This window comes from Methylobacterium organophilum (genome assembly GCF_022533465.1).
Lineage (GTDB): Bacteria > Pseudomonadota > Alphaproteobacteria > Rhizobiales > Beijerinckiaceae > Methylobacterium > Methylobacterium organophilum.
The window spans coordinates 720,001-738,552 of sequence record NZ_CP092848.1 but is presented as its reverse complement, the minus strand read 5'-3'; the positions used below and the strand labels follow the sequence as shown (position 1 = coordinate 738,552).

The following is an 18,552-nucleotide window of genomic DNA, read 5'->3' as shown; positions in this document are numbered from 1 at the left end:
GAACCCTCCCCTCGGATCTCGGGCCGGCCCGAGATCCGCAAGTGCGACTTGCGGGGGGAGAGGGCGAAACGGCGGCCAGCCGGCGGCCCGGCTCTTGCTGCCTGTGACGACGCGATATCCGCCGAGGATCGGCCCATGACCCAGCCCGTCTCCGACACCGCCGCGACCGTGGTGAAGACCACCTGCCCCTATTGCGGCGTCGGGTGCGGCGTGCTCGCGAGCCCGGACGGGCAGGGCGGTGCCGGCATCGCCGGGGATCCCGAGCATCCGGCCAATCGCGGCCGGCTCTGCTCCAAGGGCTCGGCTTTGGGCGAGACGCTCTCCCTCGAGAACCGCCTGCTGCATCCGGAGATCGACGGCCGCCGCGCGTCCTGGGAGGAGGCGCTGGGGGCCGTCACCGGCGGCCTGCGGCGCATCGCGGAGGCGCACGGGCCGGATTCGATCGCCTTCTACCTCTCCGGCCAGCTGCTTACCGAAGACTATTACGTCGCCAACAAGCTCGCGAAGGGCTTCCTCGGCACGCCCCATGTCGACACCAATTCGCGGCTCTGCATGTCGAGCGCGGTCGCGGCCCATCGCCGGGCCTTCGGCTCGGACACGGTGCCCGGCTGCTACGAGGATCTCGACGAGGCCGATCTCCTCGTGCTCACCGGCTCCAACACCGCCTGGTGCCACCCGATCCTGTTCCGCCGCATGATCGACGCGCGCGCCAAGCGCGGCACCAAGATCGTGGTGATCGATCCCCGCCGCACCCAGACCGGCGAGGAGGCCGACCTGTTCCTCGGCTTGAAGCCGGGGAGCGACACCGCCCTGTTCTCCGGCCTGCTCGTCCATCTTGCCGCGACGGGCAAGCTCGATCCCCGCTTCATCGAGGAGCACACCGCCGGCTTCGACGGCGCCATCGAGCGCGCCCGGCAGATCGCCCCCGACGTCGCGGCGACCGCCGCCGCCACCGGCCTCGCCGAGGCGGATGTCGCGGCCTTCTTCGCGCTGTTCGCGGAGACGAAGCGGGTCGTCACCTGTTTCAGCATGGGCGTGAACCAGTCCGCGCAGGGTACGGACAAGGGCAACGCCATCATCAATTGCCACCTCGCCACGGGCCGCATCGGCCAGCCGGGCATGGGGCCGTTCTCCCTCACCGGCCAGCCCAACGCCATGGGCGGGCGCGAGGTCGGCGGGCTCGCCAACATGCTCGCCGCCCACATGCATTTTGCGCCGGAGGAGGTCGACCGGGTCAGGCGCTTCTGGAACGCGCCGCGCATCATCACCGGCGAGGGCATGAAGGCGATCGCGCTGTTCGAGGCGATCGAGCGCGGCAAGATCAAGGCCCTCTGGGTGATGGGCACCAACCCCGTCGTGTCGATGCCCCAGGCCGACCGGGTTCTGGCGGCGATCGCCAAGCTCGATCTGTTCGTGGTGTCCGAGGCCGTCGCCGACAGCGACACGGCGCGGGCCGCCGGCCACAAGACCATCCTGCTGCCGGCCCTCGCCTGGGGCGAGAAGGACGGCACGGTGACGAATTCCGAGCGGCGCATCTCCCGCCAGCGCGCCTTCCTGAAGGCGCCGGGGGAGGCTCGGGCCGATTGGGCGATCATGAGCGAGATCGGCCGCCGCCTCGGCCACGGCGCGGCCTTCCCCTACACCAACGTCGCGCAGATCTTCCGCGAGCATGCCGCGCTCTCGGCCTTCGAGAACAACGGCAGCCGCGACTTCGACATCGGCGGCCTCGTCGAGCTGAACGACCGCGCCTACGAGGCGGCGGCGCCGGTGCAGTGGCCGCTGCCGAAGAAGCTTTCCGGCAAGGGCGGGCAGCCGCGCCTGTTCGGCGACGGGCGCTTCTTCACCTTCGACCGGCGTGCCCGCTTCGTGGCGGTGCAGGCCCCGGCCCTCGCCACGGCGCCGAGCGCGCCATTCCCGCTCGTGCTCAACACCGGCCGCGTCCGCGACCACTGGCACACCATGACCCGCACGGGCAAAAGCCAGCGCCTCTCCGCACACCGGGCCGTGCCCTTCGTCGAGGTGAGCCCGGAGGATGCCCGCCGCCTCCAGCTCGCCGAGGGGGGCTTCGCCCGCGTCACCACCGAGCAGGGCAGCGCCGTGCTGGAGGTGACGGTGACCGACGGCGTGCGCCCGGGCGAGATCTTCGCCCCCATGCACTGGAGCGCCATGACCGCCTCCGACGCCCGCGTCGGCGCGCTCACCCGCGGCATGCCCGATCCCGTCTCCGGCCAGCCCGAGCTGAAGGCGACGCCGGCGGCGCTGGAGGCCGTGGCCTTCCGCTCCCGCGGCTACCTGATCACCCGCGACCCGCAGGCGGCGCCCCAGGGCTGGTGGTGGGCGCGGGCCACGGTGCAGGACGGCTCCGGGCTGATCTTCGCGACGCAGGACGGCTCCCGCGAGATCGCCCTGGCCCTGCGGGGCGCCTTCCAGGGCCTCGACATCGCCGAATATTCCGATCACGGCCGCGGCCTCTATCGGCTGGCCGCCTATGACGGCGCGCGGCTGGTGGCGAGCCTCGCCGTGGTGCCGGGCGAGGCGAGCCGGCCGGACTGGGAGCTCGCCAAGAGCGCCTTCGCCGCGGGCGCCCTCGAATCCGGCGACCGCCGCGCCCTGCTCACCGGCCGCGCCGCCACGCCCTCGGCCGGGCCGACCATCTGCGCCTGCCACGGCGTCGGCCTCGACGTGATCACCGCCTGCATCGCCGCGGGCGCCGGCTCGGTGGAGGCGGTGGGCGCCGCCTGCAAGGCCGGCACGAATTGCGGCTCCTGCATTCCCGAGATCCGCAAGCTCCTGCCCGAACCGCTTGCGCGCAGCGCCGCCTGAGCGCAGGTTTCCCGGTTCCCTCTCCCTCGGATAAAGGAGAGGGTCCGCCGGCCGTCTCCCGAGGCGCCGGCCCGGTACCGAGCGAAGAAGTCTCCGCCCCCCGATGAACACCCCGCGCCAACCCCGTGAGACCCGCTCCGCCGGCCTCGAGCCCCTGGCGGTGCTGCCGGTCTTCGTGCCCCTGCAAGACAAGCGGGCCGTGCTCGCCGGCTCGAATGGCGGCGCGCCCTGGAAGGTGAAGCTGCTGGCCGCCGCCGGCGCCCGGGTCGACGTCTATGCCGCCGCGCCCAGCGAGGAGCTGCGCGGCGTCTCCGACGAGATCGCGGCGGGCTCCATCACCCTGCACGAGCGGGCCTGGACCCCCGACGACCTGACGGGGGCCGCCTTCGCCATCGGCGCGATGGAGGACGAGGCGGAGTGCGTCGCCTTCGTCGCCGCGGCCCGGGCGGCGGGCGCCATCGTCAACGCGGTCGACCGGCCGCATCTCTGCGACGTGAAATTCGGCGCCATCGTCAACCGCTCGCCCCTCGTCGTCGGCATCTCGACGGAGGGCGCCGCCCCGGTCTTCGGCCAGACCGTGCGGGCGCGCATCGAGGCGATGCTGCCCCGCGGCTTCAAGCACTGGGTCGCCGCCGCCCGCGACTGGCGCGAGACGGTCTCCGCCCGCTTCCACGGCTTCGCCGAGCGCCGTGGCTTCTGGGAGCGCTTCACCGACCGCGCCTTCGCCGAGCCCGAGCGGGCGCCGACCCAGGCCGATCTCGACGCGCTGATCGGCCAGACGGAGGCGCTGCCCCTGGGCGGCGCGGTGACGCTGGTGGGCGCCGGCCCGGGCGATGCCGAGCTCCTCACCCTCAAGGCCCTGCGCGCCCTGCGCAACGCCGACGTGATCCTCTACGACGACCTCGTCGCCCCCGAGATCCTCGATTATGCCCGCCGGGAGGCCCGCACCATGCTGGTGGGCAAGACCGGGCACGGCCCTTCCTGCCGGCAGGACGACATCAACGCGCTGATGGTGTCGCTGGCGAAATCCGGCAAGCAGGTGGTGCGGCTGAAATCCGGCGATCCCCTGGTCTTCGGCCGGGCGGGCGAGGAGATCGAGGCCTGCCGCCAGGCCGGCATCCCCTGCGCCGTGGTGCCGGGCGTCACCGCCGCCCAGGGCGCGGCGGCCTCCATCGGCGTCTCACTGACCCATCGCGACGCCGCGCGCCGCCTGCAATACGTCACCGGCCACGATCGCCGCGGGGCCCTGCCCGAGGACCTGAACTGGGGCGCGCTCGCCGATCCGAGCGTGACCACCGTGGTCTACATGCCCAAGCGCACCCTGCGCACGCTGCTGGAGCGGGCGGTCCGCGAAGGGCTGGCCCCGACGACCCCGGCGCTGGTCACCTTCAACGCCACCCGGCCGAACCAAGCGGTGGTGCGCGGCAGCGCCGCCGATCTCGCCGACCGGATCGAGGCGGCCGGACTCGAAGGCCCGGCGATCCTGATAGTCGGCGAGGCCCTGGGCCGGGACAAGGTCGCCCTGCCGCTCCCCGAGACCGCGGCCGCCGCGCGCTGAGCCCCTAGAGATCCCCGAGGGAGAGCTGGCCCTGCGGGGAGGGCTTGCCCGGGTGGGCCGTTTTCTCGGCGGTCTTGCCGGTCCTGGCCGCGCGCTTGCGCTGGGGCGGGGCGTCGGCCCGCAGCCGCGCCTTGGCCCTGTCGCGGGCGACCGCCTCCGGCGCCTGCGGATCGTTGTCGAGCCACTTGCCGCGCTTGATCACCTCGTTGACCCGGCCCTGGTTCACCCCGAGCTTGAAGGCGATCTCCTGCTGCGTCATCCCCGTGGTGGCGTGCAGCTCCAGGATCGACCGGGCCAGGTCCGGCGTCATCTTGCGGCCGGTGAGGCGGCGGGCGGGACGGATCACGCGGGTGGCGCGGTCGCGTTCCCGCAGGCGCTCCAGCAGGGCGAGCGCCATGTGCATGCCGTGCTCGCGCAAAGCCTCCTCGAATTCCTTCAGCGTCGCCATTCCCGGCTCCCCGCCTGCGGGCATTCCTCGATGAGGGACAACCACGGCGCCAAGGCCAAGGTTGCGCCGCCCGTTCCGATTCGGAACGCTCTGCCGCTTCGGCGCCACTGGCAACGCCGACGTGACGTCATCCACCGGAAAGCGTCGCCGGCTTGGCACCGGGCCGCGGCCTCGGGTAAACCGCGCACGATTTCCTGCCGCACGAGGCGCTCTCCGCGATGATCAGCCCGATCCTGCCCGTGGCCCGCGAGGGCGCCGCGCCCGGTGGCCCGTCCCTGGTGGAGGCGCTCGAGGGCGGCGCGGTTCTGGTCTTCCGCGACCTCGACTTTCCCTTCGACGCCTTCGAGCGGCGCTTCGTCGAAAAGCCCTTCGCCGACGGGAAGGCCAAGAACGTCAACATCCGTGGGCCGCAGGCGGAGCTGCGCGGGGCGGCGGGCAGCGAGGAGGAGCAGGCCCGGCTGCGGGCGCTGCTGCAGCGCTACCGCAGCTTCGCCCAGTCGCTCATCGACACCTACCTGCCGGCCTATACCGGCAAGGTCACGCTCGCCGGCACCTCCTACCGGCCCTTCGACGTCGATGCGCGCAAGCTGAGCTGGCGGCGGGACGACACCCGCATGCATGTCGACGCTTTCCCCTCCAACCCGATCGGCGAGAAGCGCATCCTGCGCATCTTCCGCAACATCAACGCCGAGGGGCAGCCGCGGCACTGGCGGGTGGGCGAGGATTTCGGCGCGATGGCGGAGAAATTCCTGCCGAAGCTGCCGGCCTATTCGGGCCTCTCCGCGGGGCTCCTGGCGCTCCTCAAGATCACCAAGGCCAAGCGCTCCGAATACGATCACCTGATGCTGCACCTGCACGACGCGCTCAAGCAGGACATGGGCTATCAGGCCAATGCGCCCCAGGAGAACGTGTATTTCCAGCCGGGCGAGACCTGGGTGACCTTCTCCGACCTCGTGATGCACGGCGCCATGGGTGGCCGCTACATGCTGGAGCAGACCGCCTATCTCCCCGTCGCCGCGCAGGCCGACCCGGAGAAGAGCCCGCACCGGATCCTCGCGCAGAAGCTCGGGCGCCCGCTGCGGCATTGAGCCATTTCAGGCGGGGCCCGGCTCCTCGGTGAAGTCCCGCCACAGCAGCACCAGCGCCGCCATCACCGCCGGGCCGACGAAGAGGCCGAGGAGTCCGAAGGTCTCGACGCCGCCGAGAATGCCGAGCAGCACCCAGAGGAAGGGGAGCTGGGTGGTGCCGCCGATCAGCGCCGGCCGCACGAAATGGTCGGCCACGAAGGTGACGACGAAGCCCGCGGCCACCACGATCACCGCCGGCACGATCTTGCCCGCCGCCGCGAGCAGCAGGGCCGCGATCCCGAAGGCGAGGGGGGCGCCGAAGGGGATCATCGCCGCCACGGCGGTGAGCGCGCCGAGCAGCACCGGATGCGGCACGCCCGCGAAGGCGTAGACGATCCCGAGCAGCACGCCCTCGCCGATCCCGACGAGCACCAGACCGTCGACGGTGCCGTGCACCGAGGCCACCATCTGCCGCGCCACGCGCTCCCCCCGCTGGCCGAACAGGCGGTGGCTCGCGGTCAGCCCCTGCCGCACCAGCACCCGCCCGTCGCGGAACAGGAAGAACAGGGCGAGCAGGCAGAAGCCGAACAGCACGACCCGGTGCACCAGCCCCGCGCCGATGGTGCGGGTAAGGTCGCGGTTCGAGGCGGTGTCGAGGCGGTGCAGCAGTTCCTGCGCCCAGCCGGCATGGGCGAGGTTGGCGTTCCACCAGTCGGTGACGGCCTGGGCGCCGAAGGGCAGGCGCTGCACGATCTCCGGCACCGGCACGCCGTTCTGCTCGGCCTGCCGGAAATACTCGAGGATGTCGTGCGCCTCCCGCAGGGCCTCGACGGCGAGCACGCCCACGGGCAGGAGGAAGACGAGGGCGACGGCCCCCGTGAACACGGCCGGCCACAGGATGTTGTGGCGGCCCGGGGGAAACCGCCTCTGCGCCCGCTCGAACAGCGGCCAGAGGGCGATGCCGAGCACCACGGCCCAGACAAGGGCCTTCAGGAAGGCCAGCAGGATGTAGAGCCCGAGCCCGAGCAGCCCGAGGGCGAGCGCCGCCCGGGCCGCCGATTGCGCCCGATCCACGCCGGCATGCGGCCCCATCCTCTGATCGTCCATCGTCCGAATGTCCCCTGCCTCTGCGATTGCTCCGGCACAGTTCTAGGGCATTCGCGTGCGAAGGCGCCGGCTCCTCACGCCGTCGTGCGGTCTCAGGCGGCGACCCGGTTCCGGCCCTTGGCCTTGGCACGGTAGAGCGACCGGTCGGCCCGGGCGATGGCCTCCGCGACCCCCGTCTCACCCGGCCGGATCTCGCCGCAGCCGAGGCTCACCGTCCAGGCGAAGCGGCCCTGCGCCCCGGCGACCGCGCTGCGGATCGCCTCCGCTCCGGCATGGGCGGAGGCGAGGCTCGCCGCGGGCAGCACGGCGACGAACTCGTCGCCGCCGAGCCGGGCCATGAGCGCGGCCGGCGGCAGGGCGATCCGCGCCCGCGCCACGAGATCGGCGAGCACGGTGTCGCCGGCGGCATGGCCGTGGCGGTCGTTGATCGCCTTGAAGTGATCCACGTCGATCACGATCACGGCGCCGCCCCCGGCGAGCAGCCGCCCGGCACGGGCCTCAAGGCCCGCCCGGTTCCAGGCGCCGGTCAGCGCGTCGGTATGGGCGAGGTCGCGCAGCTTGGCCGAATCGCGCTCGCCCGGCATGGCCAGGAGCCCGAGATTGAGCACGGCCAGCAGGATCTGGTCCGACAGCATCGGCACCAGGGCGACCATGTTGATGAGGGCGCGGCCGGTCCCCTCCTCGATCATCGCGACGGCGTAGCCCGGCAGGTAGCCGAGCAGGCCGAGTCCGGCGATGCGGCGGCCCGTCGAGACCGTGCCCCGCCGCGGAAACGCGACCAGCCAGCCGCTCAGGCCCATGGTCAGGGCGGTTCCGAAGGTGCCTCCGATGCGGGCCGCCGCCGAATCCGGGCCGACGATCCAGGCGGGAAGGGCATAGCCGAGCCCCGTCGCGGCGATGGGCAGGATCATCCAGGCCGCGAAGGCAGGCCGGCCTTCGAAGCGGCGTACGCCCGCCAGCACGATCAGGTCGCTGGCGGCGAGCAGCGCGTAGAGGCTGCCGTCCTGGAGCGGGCTATGGTCGGAGAGGCCGAAGCCCAGGAGCGTGAGGACGTAGAGGGCGGAGGTCAGCGCCCAGTAGAGCAGGTAATCCTCGCTCCTGCGGCCGAGCCACAGGCACAGATACACCAGCACGAAGGCCGCGCTGGCGAGCATGCTGCACAGGCGTACGGTCGCCAGGTCCGGAAGGTCGGGCATGAGCCGGCATGCAGGAGCGGTCGGGAGGGGGATTCTATTAGCGCTTGATTAAGCGTCCGTCTCCGCCACGAGAAGTCGGTTCCGCGAGAGCGGTCGGCGACAGAGATCGCAGGCTTCGTAACAAATCGCTCATCCCGCCCGTGGCCGGGGCCGGGTGACGGGATTACTCCGGACGCAACCGCCCCGTCGCGGCCCTCAACCTGGTGCGAGCAAGCAGGCTGTCACGCCTCTCATGTCGCTGACGACTCTCCTCATCCCGGCCTATGCGCAGATGCTCCGGGCGCTTGCGGGCTGGCTCGACAAGGCACGCCGGCAGCTTCCGGAGGCCGATGCGGAGGCTCTCCTGTCCGCACGGCTTGCCCCCGACATGTATCCGCTGTCGTCCCAAGTGCGTTTCGCCTGCTTGCAGGCACAGGAGGCCGTTTTCCGACTCAGGGGAGAGGCCGTGCCGGAGGCGCTGGAGCAATTGGCTCGTGAGGGTCGGAATGCGGGTGAGCGGCCGGGTTCGCTGTCGGAGGCACAGGCGCGCATCGGCGAAACGCTGGCCATGTTGCGCGCTCTCGATCCGGAGGCGCTCGACGCGGGGGCGCAACGCGCGCTGACGCTCGCGCTTCCGACCGGGATGACCTTCGACCTTGACGGCGAGCAATATGCGCGGGACTGGGCGCAGCCTCAATTCTATTTTCATCTGATCACGGCCTACGCCATCTTGCGAAGCCGAGGCATCGAACTGGGAAAATCCGATTACGTGCCGCACATGTTCGCGTATCTTCGCCCCGGTTCGATGCCGCAGACCTGAGGCTGCCAGGGGCCGTTCCGGGCAGGTCGCGCGCTCATCCCGATGCCATGGAACCGGCAAGGTTGCCCGGCCTCCATCGCTTCGTGTAAGGGGTCGCGATCTATTTCCAGAGCACCGATGGGAGCCGGCGGCGGAGAGGGGCCGCACTGGATCCCGGGTGGGGGACAGCGTCCGGTCCGGGGGATTTCCGCGGCGCTTGCCCGAAGTCACGAGAAAGCGGCCAATCTTCATGTCCAACGAGACCGCCACCTTCGATCGCGTGGCCGACATCATCGCCGAGACGGCGGATATCCCGCGCGACAAGATCACGCCGGAGAGCCACGCCATCGACGATCTCGGCATCGATTCCCTTGCCTTCCTCGACATCGCCTTCGCGGTCGACAAGGCCTTCGGGATCAAGCTGCCGCTGGAGCGCTGGACCCAGGAGGTCAACGAGGGCAAGGTCCCGGCCGAGGAGTACTTCGTGCTCAAGAACCTCTGCGCCCGCATCGACGCGCTCGTCGCCGAGAAGGCCGCGAAGGCCTGATCGGGCCGAAGCGTCGGCCATGCGGCTCGAATATTTCGAGATGATCGACAAGGTGGTGCGGCTCGACCGCGCCGCCGGCACGATCGAAGCCTTGGCGCAGGTGCCCGAGGCGAGCCCCGTCTTCGAGGGGCATTTTCCCGGCCATCCGCTGGTGCCCGGCGTGCTGCTCACCGAGACCATGGCCCAGGCCTCCGGCTATCTCGTGCTGGCCCATCTCGGCTTCGCGCAGATGCCGTTCCTGATGGCGGTGGACAAGGCGCGCTTCCGTTCCTTCGTCGGCCCCGGGGCGAGCCTGGAGATCAGCGCGAGCCTCGAGCATGACGGCTCGGGCTACGCGGTGACCAAGGCTGCGATCCGCCATGCCGGCAAGCCGCTCTGCGACGCCGAGCTGCGCTTCCGCACCATGCCGTTCCCGGCCGGGCTCGACGCGCCGATGCGCGAGCGCGCCCGCAAGATCGGCCTCCTCGATCTCGATGGAGCCGCCGCATGAGCGCGACCCGCGACGTCGTCGTCACCGGCATCGGGCTACTGTCCTGTGCCGGCGAGGGCATCGAGGCGCATCTCGCCGCCTATGCCGCGGGCGAGGCGCCGCGCACCGACGCGCAGAGCTACGCGCCCTATCCGGTGCATCCGGTGGCGCCCCTGACCTATGATGCGCAGATCCCGAAGAAGAGCGACCAGCGCCAGATGGAGGCGTGGCAGCGCCTCGGCGTCTACGCGGCGGGCCTCGCCCTCGATTCCGCGGGCGTGAAGGAGGATGCCGCCTTCAAGGCCGGGCTCCACCTGATCGTGGCGGCGGGCGGCGGCGAGCGCGACTACGCGGTCGACGGGGCGATCCTGTCTGGCCTGCGCGAGGCGGCCGATCCCGGCGCCTACCTCAACGAGCGCCTGCTCAACGACCTGCGGCCGACCCTCTTCCTGGCCCAGCTCTCGAACCTGCTCGCCGGCAACATCGCCATCGTGCACGGCGTCACCGCCGCCTCCCGCACCTTCATGGGCGAGGAATCCTCGGGCGTCGACGCGCTGCGCACCGCCCAGGCCCGGGTCGCCTCGGGCCAAGTCGATGCGATCATGGTCGGCGGCTCCTACAGCGCCGAGCGGCCGGACGTGCTCGTCGTCCACGAGATGGGCGGCTTCCTCTACAAGCCGGACTACCGGCCGGTCTTCGCCCGCGGGGGCGAGGGCAATGGCGGCTTCATCCTCGGCAGCGCCGCCGCCTTCCTGGTGCTGGAGGCGGCCGAGCACGCCGCCGCCCGCGGGGCGAAGGCGCTCGCCCGGCTGGCGCCGGTCGCCAACGACCGCAGCCGCCGCGAGCCGGGCAGCGTGGAGGCGACGCTCGGCCGCCTCCTCGGCGAGGCCGCCCTCGGCCGGCCCGACCTCGTCCTCTCCGGCGCGACCGGCGTGGCCGACATCGCGGAGGAGGAGGTGCGGGCAATCCGCGCCGCCCTCGGCGAGACCCGCATCCGCGCCACCGGCGACGTGGTCGGTCATCCGATCGAGGTGGCCGCGCCCTTCGGCACGGCCCTCGCCGCCGCGCTCTGCGCCGCGGGCCAAGCCTCCGAAGTGGCGATCACCTCCGTCGGCCATCGCCGCGGCGAGGGCGTGATCCGCGTCGTCTCCGCCTGAGCGGGGGCGCGCCCGATGCACAGCCGGCGCAAAATAGGCTAAGGCGCTTGCCATGAACGCTTCCTCCGCCCGTGACGGAAAGGGCCGGCCGCTCGTCGCGGTGACGGGCCTCGGCATCGTGACCTCCCTCGGGCGCGGCGTCGCCGACAATTGGGATGCGCTGACCTCGGGCCGCTCCGGCATCAAGGCGATCAGCCGCTTCCCGACCGAGGGCCTGCGCACCCGTATCGCCGGCACGGTCGACTTCCTCGACACCGATCCCCTGGTGGCGCCGCTCCTGTCGGAGCGCTTCGCCATGGTGGCGGCGGAGGAGGCGATCGGGCAGGCCGGCATCGGCGCCGATTTCCCCGGCGGCCTGTTCATCGCCGTGCCGCCGGTCGAGATGGAATGGCCCCAGCGCCAGGCTCTGGCCGAGGCGGCCGGCGAGAACGGCCCCGTCACCTATGACAGCCTGCTGCGCGCCGCCGCGAGCCGGCGCTTCGACGCCTGGCACGACCTCTTCATCTTCGGCACCGTGGCCGACCGGGTCGCCGACCGCTTCGGCACCAAGGGCTCGCCGATCTCCCTCTCCACCGCCTGCTCCTCCGGCGCGACGGCGATCCAGCTCGGCGTCGAGGCGATCCGGCGGGGCGAGATGAAGGCTGCGCTCTGCATCGGCACGGACGGCTCGGTGAACCCGGAATCGCTGATCCGCTTCTCCCTGCTCTCGGCCCTCTCGACCCAGAACGAGATCCCGGAGGCCGCCTCCAAGCCCTTCTCGAAGAACCGCGACGGCTTCGTGATGGGGGAGGGCGCCGCCGCCCTGGTGCTGGAGGATGCCGAGGCGGCCCGCGCCCGGGGCGCCCCCATCCTCGGCTACGTGCTCGGCTGCGGCGAGAAGGGCGACGGCTTCCACCGCACCCGCTCCAGCCCCAATGGCGAGCCGATCATCGCGGCGATCCGCGCGGCGCTCGAGGATGCGGGCGTCGGGCCGGAGGCGATCGACACGATCAACGCCCACGGCACCTCGACCCCGGAGAACGACAGGATGGAGGCGATGGGCTGCGCCGCCGTCTTCGGCGAGCGCATCGGCGCGGTGCCGATCTCGTCCAACAAGTCGATGATCGGCCACACGCTCACCGCCGCGGGGGCGATCGAGGCGGTGATCTCGCTGCTCACGATCCGCAACGGCCGCATCCCGCCGACCATCAACTACGCCCTGCCGGACCCGAGCCTGACCCTCGACGTGGTCGCGACCGCGCGGGACGCGAAGGTCTCCAAGGTGCTCTCGAATTCCTTCGGCTTCGGCGGGCAGAACACCTGCCTCGTGCTCTCGGACGGGCCGGCATGAGCGGCGAGGGCAAGCGCGTCCTCGTCACCGGCGGTGCCTCCGGGCTCGGCGCCGCCATCGTGCGGGCGCTGGCGGAGGCGGGCTACGGGGTCGACCTCACCTACCGGTCCTCGCCGGAGACGGCGCAGGCGCTCGTCGCCGAGCTGCAGGCGACTCATCCCGCGGGCCGCTTCGCCGCCCATGCCCTCGACCTCGCCGACCGGGCGGCCCTCGACGCCTTCTGCGACGCGATCGAGGGCGAGGGCTTCTACGGCTACGTCCACAATGCCGGCCAGTCGGCCGACGCCCTCGCGGCCATGCTCGACCAGGACCGGGCCGAGGCGGCGATGCAGGTGAATTTCTGGTCCCTGAGCCGGATCGCGAAGGCGCTCGTGCGCGGCATGATCCGCGCCCGCTCCGGCCGCATCGTCGCCATCGGCTCGGTGGCCGCGCTCCAGGCCAATGCGGGCAACGCGGCCTATGCGGCCACCAAGGGCGCCCTGATCTCCTATTGCCGGACGCTGGCGATCGAATCGGCCAAGCGTGGCGTCACCGTGAACGTCATCGCGCCGGGTTTCATCGACACGGCGATGCTCGCCCCCTACGCCGCCCATCGCGAGGGCATCGAGCGTCAGATCCCCCTCGGTCGCTTCGCCAAGCCGGAGGAGGTGGCGGCGCTCGCCGCCTTCCTGATGAGCGGGCCGGCCGGCTACGTCACCGGCGCGGTCCTGCCGGTCGATGGCGGGCTCACGGCGATGATGGGCGTGCATCGGGCCTGATCCGCGGGACGCAAGCTTCCATGATCCGCTCGCTCGCCCTCGCCGCCCTGCTCGTGACCGGCGCCGGGCCCGTCCTGGCCGCGCCGGAGAGCTTCCGGGTCGACGGGCTGCCGCGGGACGACAGCCTCACCATCCGCGAGACCCCGGATGCGGGGGCACCCGCGCTGGGCCAGATCCCGGTCGGGCGCCGGGTGATGGGATTCGGCTGCACCGCCGACACGCCGAGCCGGCTGACCTGGTGCCGGGTGAAGTTCGGCCGCACCGTCGGCTGGGCGCGGCGGCGCTATCTCACGCCGGATTGAGCCGGCGCCTCTTTCGGTCGATAAGGCCGCCGATCCGGCCCCTCGCCCCGAGGGGCCCATGCGGGATTTCGACCGGCACGATGCAGGCCCTCCAGCTTTTCGGCGACCGCGACCTTCGCCTCACCGAGGTCGAGCCGCCCCCGCCGCCCGGCCCTGGCGAGGTGCAGGTGCGGGTGCGTGCCGTCGGCCTCAACTTCATCGACGTCTGGGGCTTCCGCGGCATGGCCTTCGCCAAGCGCAAGCTGCCCCTGACGGTCGGCGCGGAAGCCGCCGGCGAGATCGCCTGCATCGGCGAGGGCGTGGAGGGGCTGAAGCCGGGCGACCCGGTCGCGCTCTACGGCGCCATGACCTGCGGGCAATGCCGCGCCTGCCGGGAGGGCCGCGACAACCTCTGCGAGGACGTCTCCGGCGTGATGGGCTTCCATATCGACGGCTTCGCCCGCGAGTTGGTGAACATGCCCGCCCGCCTCGTGGTGAAGGTGCCCGAGAGCGTCGATTTCGTCCAGGCGGCCTGTGCCGGCATCGCCTTCGGCACCGTGCAGCACATGCTGTTCGACAATGCCCGGCTCGAGCCCGGCGAGACCATCCTCGTCCATGCCGGCGGCTCCGGCATCGGCACGGCGGCGATCAAGATGGCCAAGGCCATCGGCTGCACCGTGTTCACCACGGTCGGCGACGACGCCAAGGGCGAGAAGGCCAGGGCTTTGGGCGCCGACCACGTCATCAACTACCGCGAGGAGCGCTTCGAGGGCGAGGTGCGACGGCTGACCAAGCGCAAGGGCGTGGACGTGGTGTTCGAGCATGTCGGCGCCGAGACCTGGAACGGCTCGCTGCTCTGCCTCAAGCGGGGCGGCCGCCTCGTGACCTGCGGCTCGACCTCCGGCGTCTCGGCGACGATCAACTTGATGCAGCTGTTCCAGCAGCAATACCGGATCACCGGCTCGTTCGGCTGCCGCCTCGCCAACATCCGCGAGTCGCTGGCCAAGATGGCGGAGGGCATCACGCCGGTGGTCGACACGGTTCTGCCGCTGGCCGACTTCGCGACGGGCCTGGAGCGGCTCGAATCGCGCAAGGTGTTCGGCAAGATCCTCGTGACGCTGTGATCGTCTCGCGCGGATGCGGGAAATGATTTATGCGCGACCTCGTTCTTTCCGAGACACGTTTTCCATGAGGCTTTCGTGCTCCGCCTCGCGCTGATCCTGAGGCGACAGCTCCCGCGTCTTGCGGGCCTGGCCACGATCCCGCTGATCCGCGGCCTGTTCTGGCTCGCCCGCGCCCTCGGCACCAACCGGGCGAGCGATCTCGGCGGCTGGCTCGCCCGCAGCATCGGGCCGTTCCTGCCCTCGCACCGCACGGCGCTCGCCAACCTGCGCGCGGCCTATCCCGACCTCTCCGAGGCCGAGCTTCGGGCGCTCGCGGCGCAGGCCTGGGACAATCTCGGCCGCACGGGCGCGGAATACGCCCATCTCGACACGATCTTCGACTACGACCCGGACAGCGCCGAGACGCAGCGCATGTCGGTGAAGGGCATCGACCACTTCTACGCCCTGCGCGACGACGGCAGGCCGGGCCTGGTCTTCTCCGCCCATCTCGCCAATTGGGAGCTGCCGGCGATCTGCGCGCAGAAATTCGGGCTCGAAACCACCGCCGTGTTCCGGCCGCCGAACAACCCGGCCGCCGCCCAGCTCGTCGCCGAGGTCCGGCGCAAGACCATGGGCGGGCTGGCCGCTTCCGGCACGGGCGCGGTCTTCGCGATGCAGGGGGTGGTGGAGCGCGGCGGCCATCTCGGCCAGCTCATCGACCAGCATTTCACCCGCGGCGTCGTGGTCACCTTCTTCGGGCGGCCGGTGCTCGTGAACCCGTTGCTCGGCAAGCTCGCCCGCCACCACGATTGCCCGGTCCACGGCGCCCGCGTCGTGCGTCACCCGAATTCCCGGTTCCTGCTGGAGCTGACCCCGCCCCTCGACCTGCCGCGGGACGCGGAGGGGCTCGTCGACGTCCAGGGCGCGATGCAGGCGATGACCGAGGTGGTCGAGTCCTGGATCCGCGAGAATCCGGGCCAGTGGCTCTGGATGCACCGGCGCTGGCGCCCGGGGATGTTGCCGAAAATCCTGCCGCCGGCCCTACGGGCGGAGCCTCAAGCCAACGTGACTTTCCAAGGGGCCGATGCGCGCGTCTCATGAGGTCATGCGATTGAGACTGAACATCGCGTTCGCCGCGGTGATGCTCGCGGGCTTTCCCGCGGCGGCGCAGGCGGAGCCCGTCCGCGCGGTCGTGGAGATGTACACGAGCCAGGGCTGCGCCTCCTGCCCCCCGGCCGACCGCCTGACCGGCGCTCTGTCCAAGGAGCCCGGCATCCTCGCCCTGACGCTGCCGGTCACCTACTGGGATTATCTCGGCTGGAAGGACAGCCTCGCGACCCATGCCTTCACCGACCGGCAGCGGGCCTATGCGAGCGTGCGCAGCGACCGCTCCCTGTTCACGCCCCAGGCCATCATCAACGGGCAGGACGTGGTGGTCGGCTCGGACCGGCAGGAGATCGCCCAGCTCATCGAGAAGGCCAAGGCCGCGGGCGGCCTGCCCGTGGGCCTGCGCGTCGAGGAGCGCAACGAGCGCATCGTCGTCGACGTGGAGGCCGATGCGAGCGGCCGCCGTGGCGAGGTCTGGCTGCTTCCGATCGCCCGCCACCGGCTCGTCGACATCGAGCGGGGCGAGAACAAGGGACGGCAGATCGTCTACGAGAACGTCGTGCGCGGCATGCAGCGGCTGGGCGCCTGGGCGGGACAGAGCATCCGCTTCGAGGTGCCCCGGGAGTCCGCCCGCAAGGGAGGCGCGGACGCCTATGTCGTAATGCTGCAGAACGCCGCCGGAGGGCGCCTGGGCGCGATCCTCGCCGCCGCCAAGGGACCCGGCTGGTAAGGGGAGCGGCGCGCGTTCAGCTGCGCGCGGCCGCCCCTTCGAGGGCGTGGCGGATCTCCGGAAGCGCCGCCTTCGCCGCCTGGCGCCCGAGTTCGATGCAGAGCGCGGCGCGGTGGAACTCGAACTGCCCGAATTCCGCGAGCTTGGGCCGGATCGACACGTCGGGCGGATCGCCGGCGAGGCGGGCCCGGGAGATGCGGTCCTGGGTGATGTTGAAGGCCTGGAGCATCACGCGGGCGACCCCCGGGGCCGGGACGCCACCCTCGTCCCGCTCCGTGCGTCCGCGCCCGATCAGGCGCAGGCCGGCGCCGCGCAGCAACTCCCAGCGGCTGCGCACCCGCACCACCGTCTCGATCTCGGCCTCCAGGCTCTCGTCGCCGGCGGGGGAGGCGGGCTCGGGCCGGATCACCGATCCGCGCAGGCGGGTGTCGCAGTTCAGGTTCACGCAGATGACGAGGTCGGCCCCGAGATCCCGGGCGAGGCGCACCGGCACGGGATTGACCAGGGTGCCGTCCATCAGCAGCCGCCCGTCGAGGGGGACCGGCGGGAAGATGCCGGGAATCGCGTAGGAGGCGCGCACGGCGTCGGCCAGCGGCCCGTGGGTCAGCCAGACCTCGTGGCCGCTGCCGAGCTCGGTCGCGACGCTCGCGAAGGCGATGCGCAGATCCTCGATGCGCAGGCCCTCGAGCTCGCGGCTCAGGCGCCGGCGCAGGCGCTCGCCGGCGATCAGCCCCGAGCCGGACAGGCGGGGATCGATCATCCCGATCACCCGGCGCCGCGTCAGCGAGAGCGCGAAATCCTTGAGCGCGCCGATGCGGCCGGCGGCATAGGCGCCCCCCACCACCGCGCCGATGGAGCAGCCGGCCACCACCGCCGGGTAGAGGCCGGCTTCCTCCAGCACCTCGATCACGCCGATATGCGACCAGCCCCGGGCCGAGCCGCCGCCCAAGGCGAGGCCGATGCGCGGCGCGCGGGGGGGCGCCGATACGGGCTCGACGATACCGTTCGGGAACGCGGGCAGGCGCGGTGCGAGCGCCTCCCGCCTCATCGGCCGGCGGGCGCCAGCACCGCGGCGCCGGTCGCGGGATCGAGGGAGACGCTGCGGTAGAAGCAGGAGCGGCGCCCGGTATGGCAGCAGCCCCCGTCGCCCCCGACCGCGACGCGGATGAGGAGCGCGTCCTGGTCGCAATCGACCCGCATCTCGACGATGCGCTGGACCTGCCCGCTGGTGGCGCCCTTGTGCCAGAGCTCGCCGCGGGAGCGCGACCAGTACCAGGCCTCCCCCGTCTCCAGGCTGCGCCGGAGGGATTCGGCGTTCATGTGCGCCAGCATCAGCACCGCCCCGTCCTGCGCGTCGACGGCGATGCAGGCCACGAGCCCGTCCGGCCCGAAGCGCGGGGTCAGCACGGAGCCTTCCTCGACCTCGGCCTTGGAGCCCGGCGGGGGGAACGGGGGCGATGCGGGAATCATGCGCGTCCCGGTGTCAGGCCTTGTTGCGCACGAGGGTGAGGAAGCGGACCTGCTCGCTCGGATCCTCCCGGAACACGCCGCGGAACTGCGTCGTGATCGTGGAGACGCCGGCCTTCTGCACGCCGCGCATCGCCATGCAGAGATGCTCGGCCTCGACCATCACGGCGCAGCCGCGGGGCTTGAGGATGCTCTCGATGGTGTCGGCGATCTGCGCGGTCATGGTCTCCTGCGTCTGCAGGCGGCGGGCGAAGGCATCGACCACGCGGGCGAGCTTCGAGAGGCCGACCACGCCCTTCGTCGGGTAATAGGCGATATGGGCGAGCCCCATGAAGGGCACCATGTGGTGCTCGCAATGGGAATAGAACGGGATGTCGCGCACCAGCACGACGTCCGAATAGCCCTCGACCTCCTCGAAGACCCGGGCGAGCAGGTCTTCCGCATCGCTCCTGTAGCCGCCGAAGATCTGCTCGTAGGCCTTCACCACCCGGGCCGGCGTGTCGATCAGGCCCTCGCGGGTCGGATCGTCGCCCGCCCAGCGCAGCAGGGTGCGCACGGCGGCCTCGGCCTCCTGGCGGCTCGGCCGGCCGAGGGCGATCTCGTGGGGCACGCGCTGGGCGGAAGCC

General features: G+C 71.8%; 19 protein-coding genes (1 of these 19 only partly in view). 13 read left to right on the top strand and 6 right to left on the bottom strand.

The window, feature by feature from the left end; all coding sequences use genetic code 11:
* Nucleotides 1–135 precede the first annotated feature (135 nt).
* A complete protein-coding gene (locus MMB17_RS03325) occupies nt 136–2,823 on the top strand; it encodes a nitrate reductase (RefSeq protein WP_241101065.1) in 2,688 nt (895 codons plus the stop codon).
* A 103-nt stretch (nt 2,824–2,926) separates the two neighbouring features.
* Nucleotides 2,927–4,381 carry a siroheme synthase CysG gene (gene cysG / locus MMB17_RS03320; protein ID WP_241101064.1) on the top strand — a complete coding sequence of 485 codons (1,455 nt, stop codon included), beginning with the start codon at nt 2,927–2,929 and terminating at the stop codon, nt 4,379–4,381.
* A 4-nt stretch (nt 4,382–4,385) separates the two neighbouring features.
* Here the strand turns inward: cysG and MMB17_RS03315 are convergent, their stop codons facing one another.
* Entirely contained in the window at nt 4,386–4,829 is a 444-nt protein-coding gene (locus MMB17_RS03315; protein ID WP_241101063.1) for a sigma factor-like helix-turn-helix DNA-binding protein, read from the bottom strand.
* Nucleotides 4,830–5,047: 218 nt separating this feature from the next.
* Between MMB17_RS03315 and MMB17_RS03310 the strand changes: the two genes are divergently transcribed.
* Nucleotides 5,048–5,917 carry a Kdo hydroxylase KdoO gene (locus tag MMB17_RS03310; protein WP_241101062.1) on the top strand — a complete coding sequence of 290 codons (870 nt, stop codon included), beginning with the start codon at nt 5,048–5,050 and terminating at the stop codon, nt 5,915–5,917.
* Between the two features lie 6 nt (nt 5,918–5,923).
* On the opposite strand, the gene MMB17_RS03305 is transcribed toward MMB17_RS03310, so the two are convergent.
* Entirely contained in the window at nt 5,924–7,003 is a 1,080-nt protein-coding gene (locus MMB17_RS03305) for an AI-2E family transporter (protein ID WP_241101061.1), read from the bottom strand.
* A gap of 92 nt (nt 7,004–7,095) precedes the next feature.
* Nucleotides 7,096–8,199 (bottom strand): GGDEF domain-containing protein, encoded by a 1,104-nt coding sequence (locus tag MMB17_RS03300; protein WP_241101060.1) that lies wholly within the window; start codon nt 8,197–8,199, stop codon nt 7,096–7,098.
* A gap of 232 nt (nt 8,200–8,431) precedes the next feature.
* On the opposite strand from MMB17_RS03300, the gene MMB17_RS03295 reads away from it, so the two are divergent.
* The 10 genes from MMB17_RS03295 (at nt 8,432) to MMB17_RS03250 (ending at nt 16,459) form a co-directional block, all read left to right on the top strand.
* Nucleotides 8,432–8,998, top strand: coding sequence for a DUF1993 domain-containing protein (locus MMB17_RS03295; RefSeq protein ID WP_241101059.1), 567 nt, complete (start codon nt 8,432–8,434; stop codon nt 8,996–8,998).
* Nucleotides 8,999–9,227: 229 nt separating this feature from the next.
* Nucleotides 9,228–9,524: an acyl carrier protein gene (locus MMB17_RS03290; RefSeq protein WP_238313062.1), complete on the top strand. Its 297-nt coding sequence runs from the start codon at nt 9,228–9,230 to the stop codon at nt 9,522–9,524.
* A 19-nt stretch (nt 9,525–9,543) separates the two neighbouring features.
* Nucleotides 9,544–10,014 carry a 3-hydroxyacyl-ACP dehydratase FabZ family protein gene (locus MMB17_RS03285; RefSeq protein ID WP_238313060.1) on the top strand — a complete coding sequence of 157 codons (471 nt, stop codon included), beginning with the start codon at nt 9,544–9,546 and terminating at the stop codon, nt 10,012–10,014.
* Complete coding sequence (locus MMB17_RS03280) at nt 10,011–11,150, top strand: beta-ketoacyl-ACP synthase (protein WP_241101058.1); 1,140 nt, start codon at nt 10,011–10,013, stop codon at nt 11,148–11,150. The genes MMB17_RS03285 and MMB17_RS03280 overlap by 4 nt, the downstream gene beginning before the upstream one ends.
* 52 nt (nt 11,151–11,202) lie before the next feature.
* Nucleotides 11,203–12,480 (top strand): beta-ketoacyl-ACP synthase, encoded by a 1,278-nt coding sequence (locus MMB17_RS03275; RefSeq protein WP_241101057.1) that lies wholly within the window; start codon nt 11,203–11,205, stop codon nt 12,478–12,480.
* Nucleotides 12,477–13,238, top strand: coding sequence for an SDR family NAD(P)-dependent oxidoreductase (locus MMB17_RS03270; protein ID WP_241101056.1), 762 nt, complete (start codon nt 12,477–12,479; stop codon nt 13,236–13,238). The genes MMB17_RS03275 and MMB17_RS03270 overlap by 4 nt, the downstream gene beginning before the upstream one ends.
* A gap of 20 nt (nt 13,239–13,258) precedes the next feature.
* The gene (locus MMB17_RS03265; RefSeq protein WP_241101055.1) at nt 13,259–13,540 is read left to right on the top strand and encodes an SH3 domain-containing protein; all 282 of its coding nucleotides are present in this window, start codon (nt 13,259–13,261) and stop codon (nt 13,538–13,540) included.
* An 80-nt stretch (nt 13,541–13,620) separates the two neighbouring features.
* Nucleotides 13,621–14,643, top strand: a complete 1,023-nt coding sequence (locus tag MMB17_RS03260) for a zinc-binding dehydrogenase (protein WP_238313051.1) — start codon at nt 13,621–13,623, stop codon at nt 14,641–14,643.
* Between the two features lie 75 nt (nt 14,644–14,718).
* Nucleotides 14,719–15,723 carry a lipid A biosynthesis lauroyl acyltransferase gene (locus tag MMB17_RS03255; protein WP_238313049.1) on the top strand — a complete coding sequence of 335 codons (1,005 nt, stop codon included), beginning with the start codon at nt 14,719–14,721 and terminating at the stop codon, nt 15,721–15,723.
* 4 nt (nt 15,724–15,727) lie between these two features.
* Nucleotides 15,728–16,459, top strand: coding sequence for a DUF1223 domain-containing protein (locus tag MMB17_RS03250; RefSeq protein WP_373325058.1), 732 nt, complete (start codon nt 15,728–15,730; stop codon nt 16,457–16,459).
* A 16-nt stretch (nt 16,460–16,475) separates the two neighbouring features.
* On the opposite strand, the gene MMB17_RS03245 is transcribed toward MMB17_RS03250, so the two are convergent.
* The 3 genes in view from MMB17_RS03245 to folE are tightly spaced (at most 13 nt apart) and all read right to left on the bottom strand, a layout consistent with a single transcriptional unit that may run on beyond the window.
* Nucleotides 16,476–17,507 (bottom strand): patatin-like phospholipase family protein, encoded by a 1,032-nt coding sequence (locus MMB17_RS03245; protein WP_241101054.1) that lies wholly within the window; start codon nt 17,505–17,507, stop codon nt 16,476–16,478.
* Nucleotides 17,504–17,929, bottom strand: coding sequence for a phosphoribosyl-AMP cyclohydrolase (hisI, locus tag MMB17_RS03240; protein WP_238313043.1), 426 nt, complete (start codon nt 17,927–17,929; stop codon nt 17,504–17,506). Before hisI ends, MMB17_RS03245 begins: the two co-directional genes overlap by 4 nt.
* Before the next feature lie 13 nt (nt 17,930–17,942).
* A protein-coding gene (folE, locus tag MMB17_RS03235) for a GTP cyclohydrolase I FolE (protein WP_238313041.1) crosses the window boundary here: on the bottom strand, nt 17,943–18,552 show its 3' portion. 182 nt of this gene lie beyond the right edge of the window; the window shows 610 of its 792 coding nt (coding positions 183–792); its start codon lies off the right edge, out of view; the stop codon is at nt 17,943–17,945.

Bases quoted from the DNA above. Each gene is read 5' to 3' on its own strand.
- MMB17_RS03285 (WP_238313060.1), top strand. From the start codon at position 9,544: ATGCGGCTCGAATATTTCGAGATGATCGACAAGGTGGTGCGGCTCGAC.
- hisI (WP_238313043.1), bottom strand. From the start codon at position 17,929: ATGATTCCCGCATCGCCCCCGTTCCCCCCGCCGGGCTCCAAGGCCGAG.
- MMB17_RS03275 (WP_241101057.1), top strand. From the start codon at position 11,203: ATGAACGCTTCCTCCGCCCGTGACGGAAAGGGCCGGCCGCTCGTCGCG.
- MMB17_RS03245 (WP_241101054.1), bottom strand. From the start codon at position 17,507: ATGAGGCGGGAGGCGCTCGCACCGCGCCTGCCCGCGTTCCCGAACGGT.
- MMB17_RS03315 (WP_241101063.1), bottom strand. From the start codon at position 4,829: ATGGCGACGCTGAAGGAATTCGAGGAGGCTTTGCGCGAGCACGGCATG.
- MMB17_RS03265 (WP_241101055.1), top strand. From the start codon at position 13,259: ATGATCCGCTCGCTCGCCCTCGCCGCCCTGCTCGTGACCGGCGCCGGG.
- MMB17_RS03325 (WP_241101065.1), top strand. From the start codon at position 136: ATGACCCAGCCCGTCTCCGACACCGCCGCGACCGTGGTGAAGACCACC.
- MMB17_RS03300 (WP_241101060.1), bottom strand. From the start codon at position 8,199: ATGCCCGACCTTCCGGACCTGGCGACCGTACGCCTGTGCAGCATGCTC.
- MMB17_RS03295 (WP_241101059.1), top strand. From the start codon at position 8,432: ATGTCGCTGACGACTCTCCTCATCCCGGCCTATGCGCAGATGCTCCGG.
- MMB17_RS03250 (WP_373325058.1), top strand. From the start codon at position 15,728: ATGCGATTGAGACTGAACATCGCGTTCGCCGCGGTGATGCTCGCGGGC.
- MMB17_RS03290 (WP_238313062.1), top strand. From the start codon at position 9,228: ATGTCCAACGAGACCGCCACCTTCGATCGCGTGGCCGACATCATCGCC.
- MMB17_RS03305 (WP_241101061.1), bottom strand. From the start codon at position 7,003: ATGGACGATCAGAGGATGGGGCCGCATGCCGGCGTGGATCGGGCGCAA.
- MMB17_RS03270 (WP_241101056.1), top strand. From the start codon at position 12,477: ATGAGCGGCGAGGGCAAGCGCGTCCTCGTCACCGGCGGTGCCTCCGGG.
- MMB17_RS03280 (WP_241101058.1), top strand. From the start codon at position 10,011: ATGAGCGCGACCCGCGACGTCGTCGTCACCGGCATCGGGCTACTGTCC.
- cysG (WP_241101064.1), top strand. From the start codon at position 2,927: ATGAACACCCCGCGCCAACCCCGTGAGACCCGCTCCGCCGGCCTCGAG.
- MMB17_RS03310 (WP_241101062.1), top strand. From the start codon at position 5,048: ATGATCAGCCCGATCCTGCCCGTGGCCCGCGAGGGCGCCGCGCCCGGT.
- MMB17_RS03260 (WP_238313051.1), top strand. From the start codon at position 13,621: ATGCAGGCCCTCCAGCTTTTCGGCGACCGCGACCTTCGCCTCACCGAG.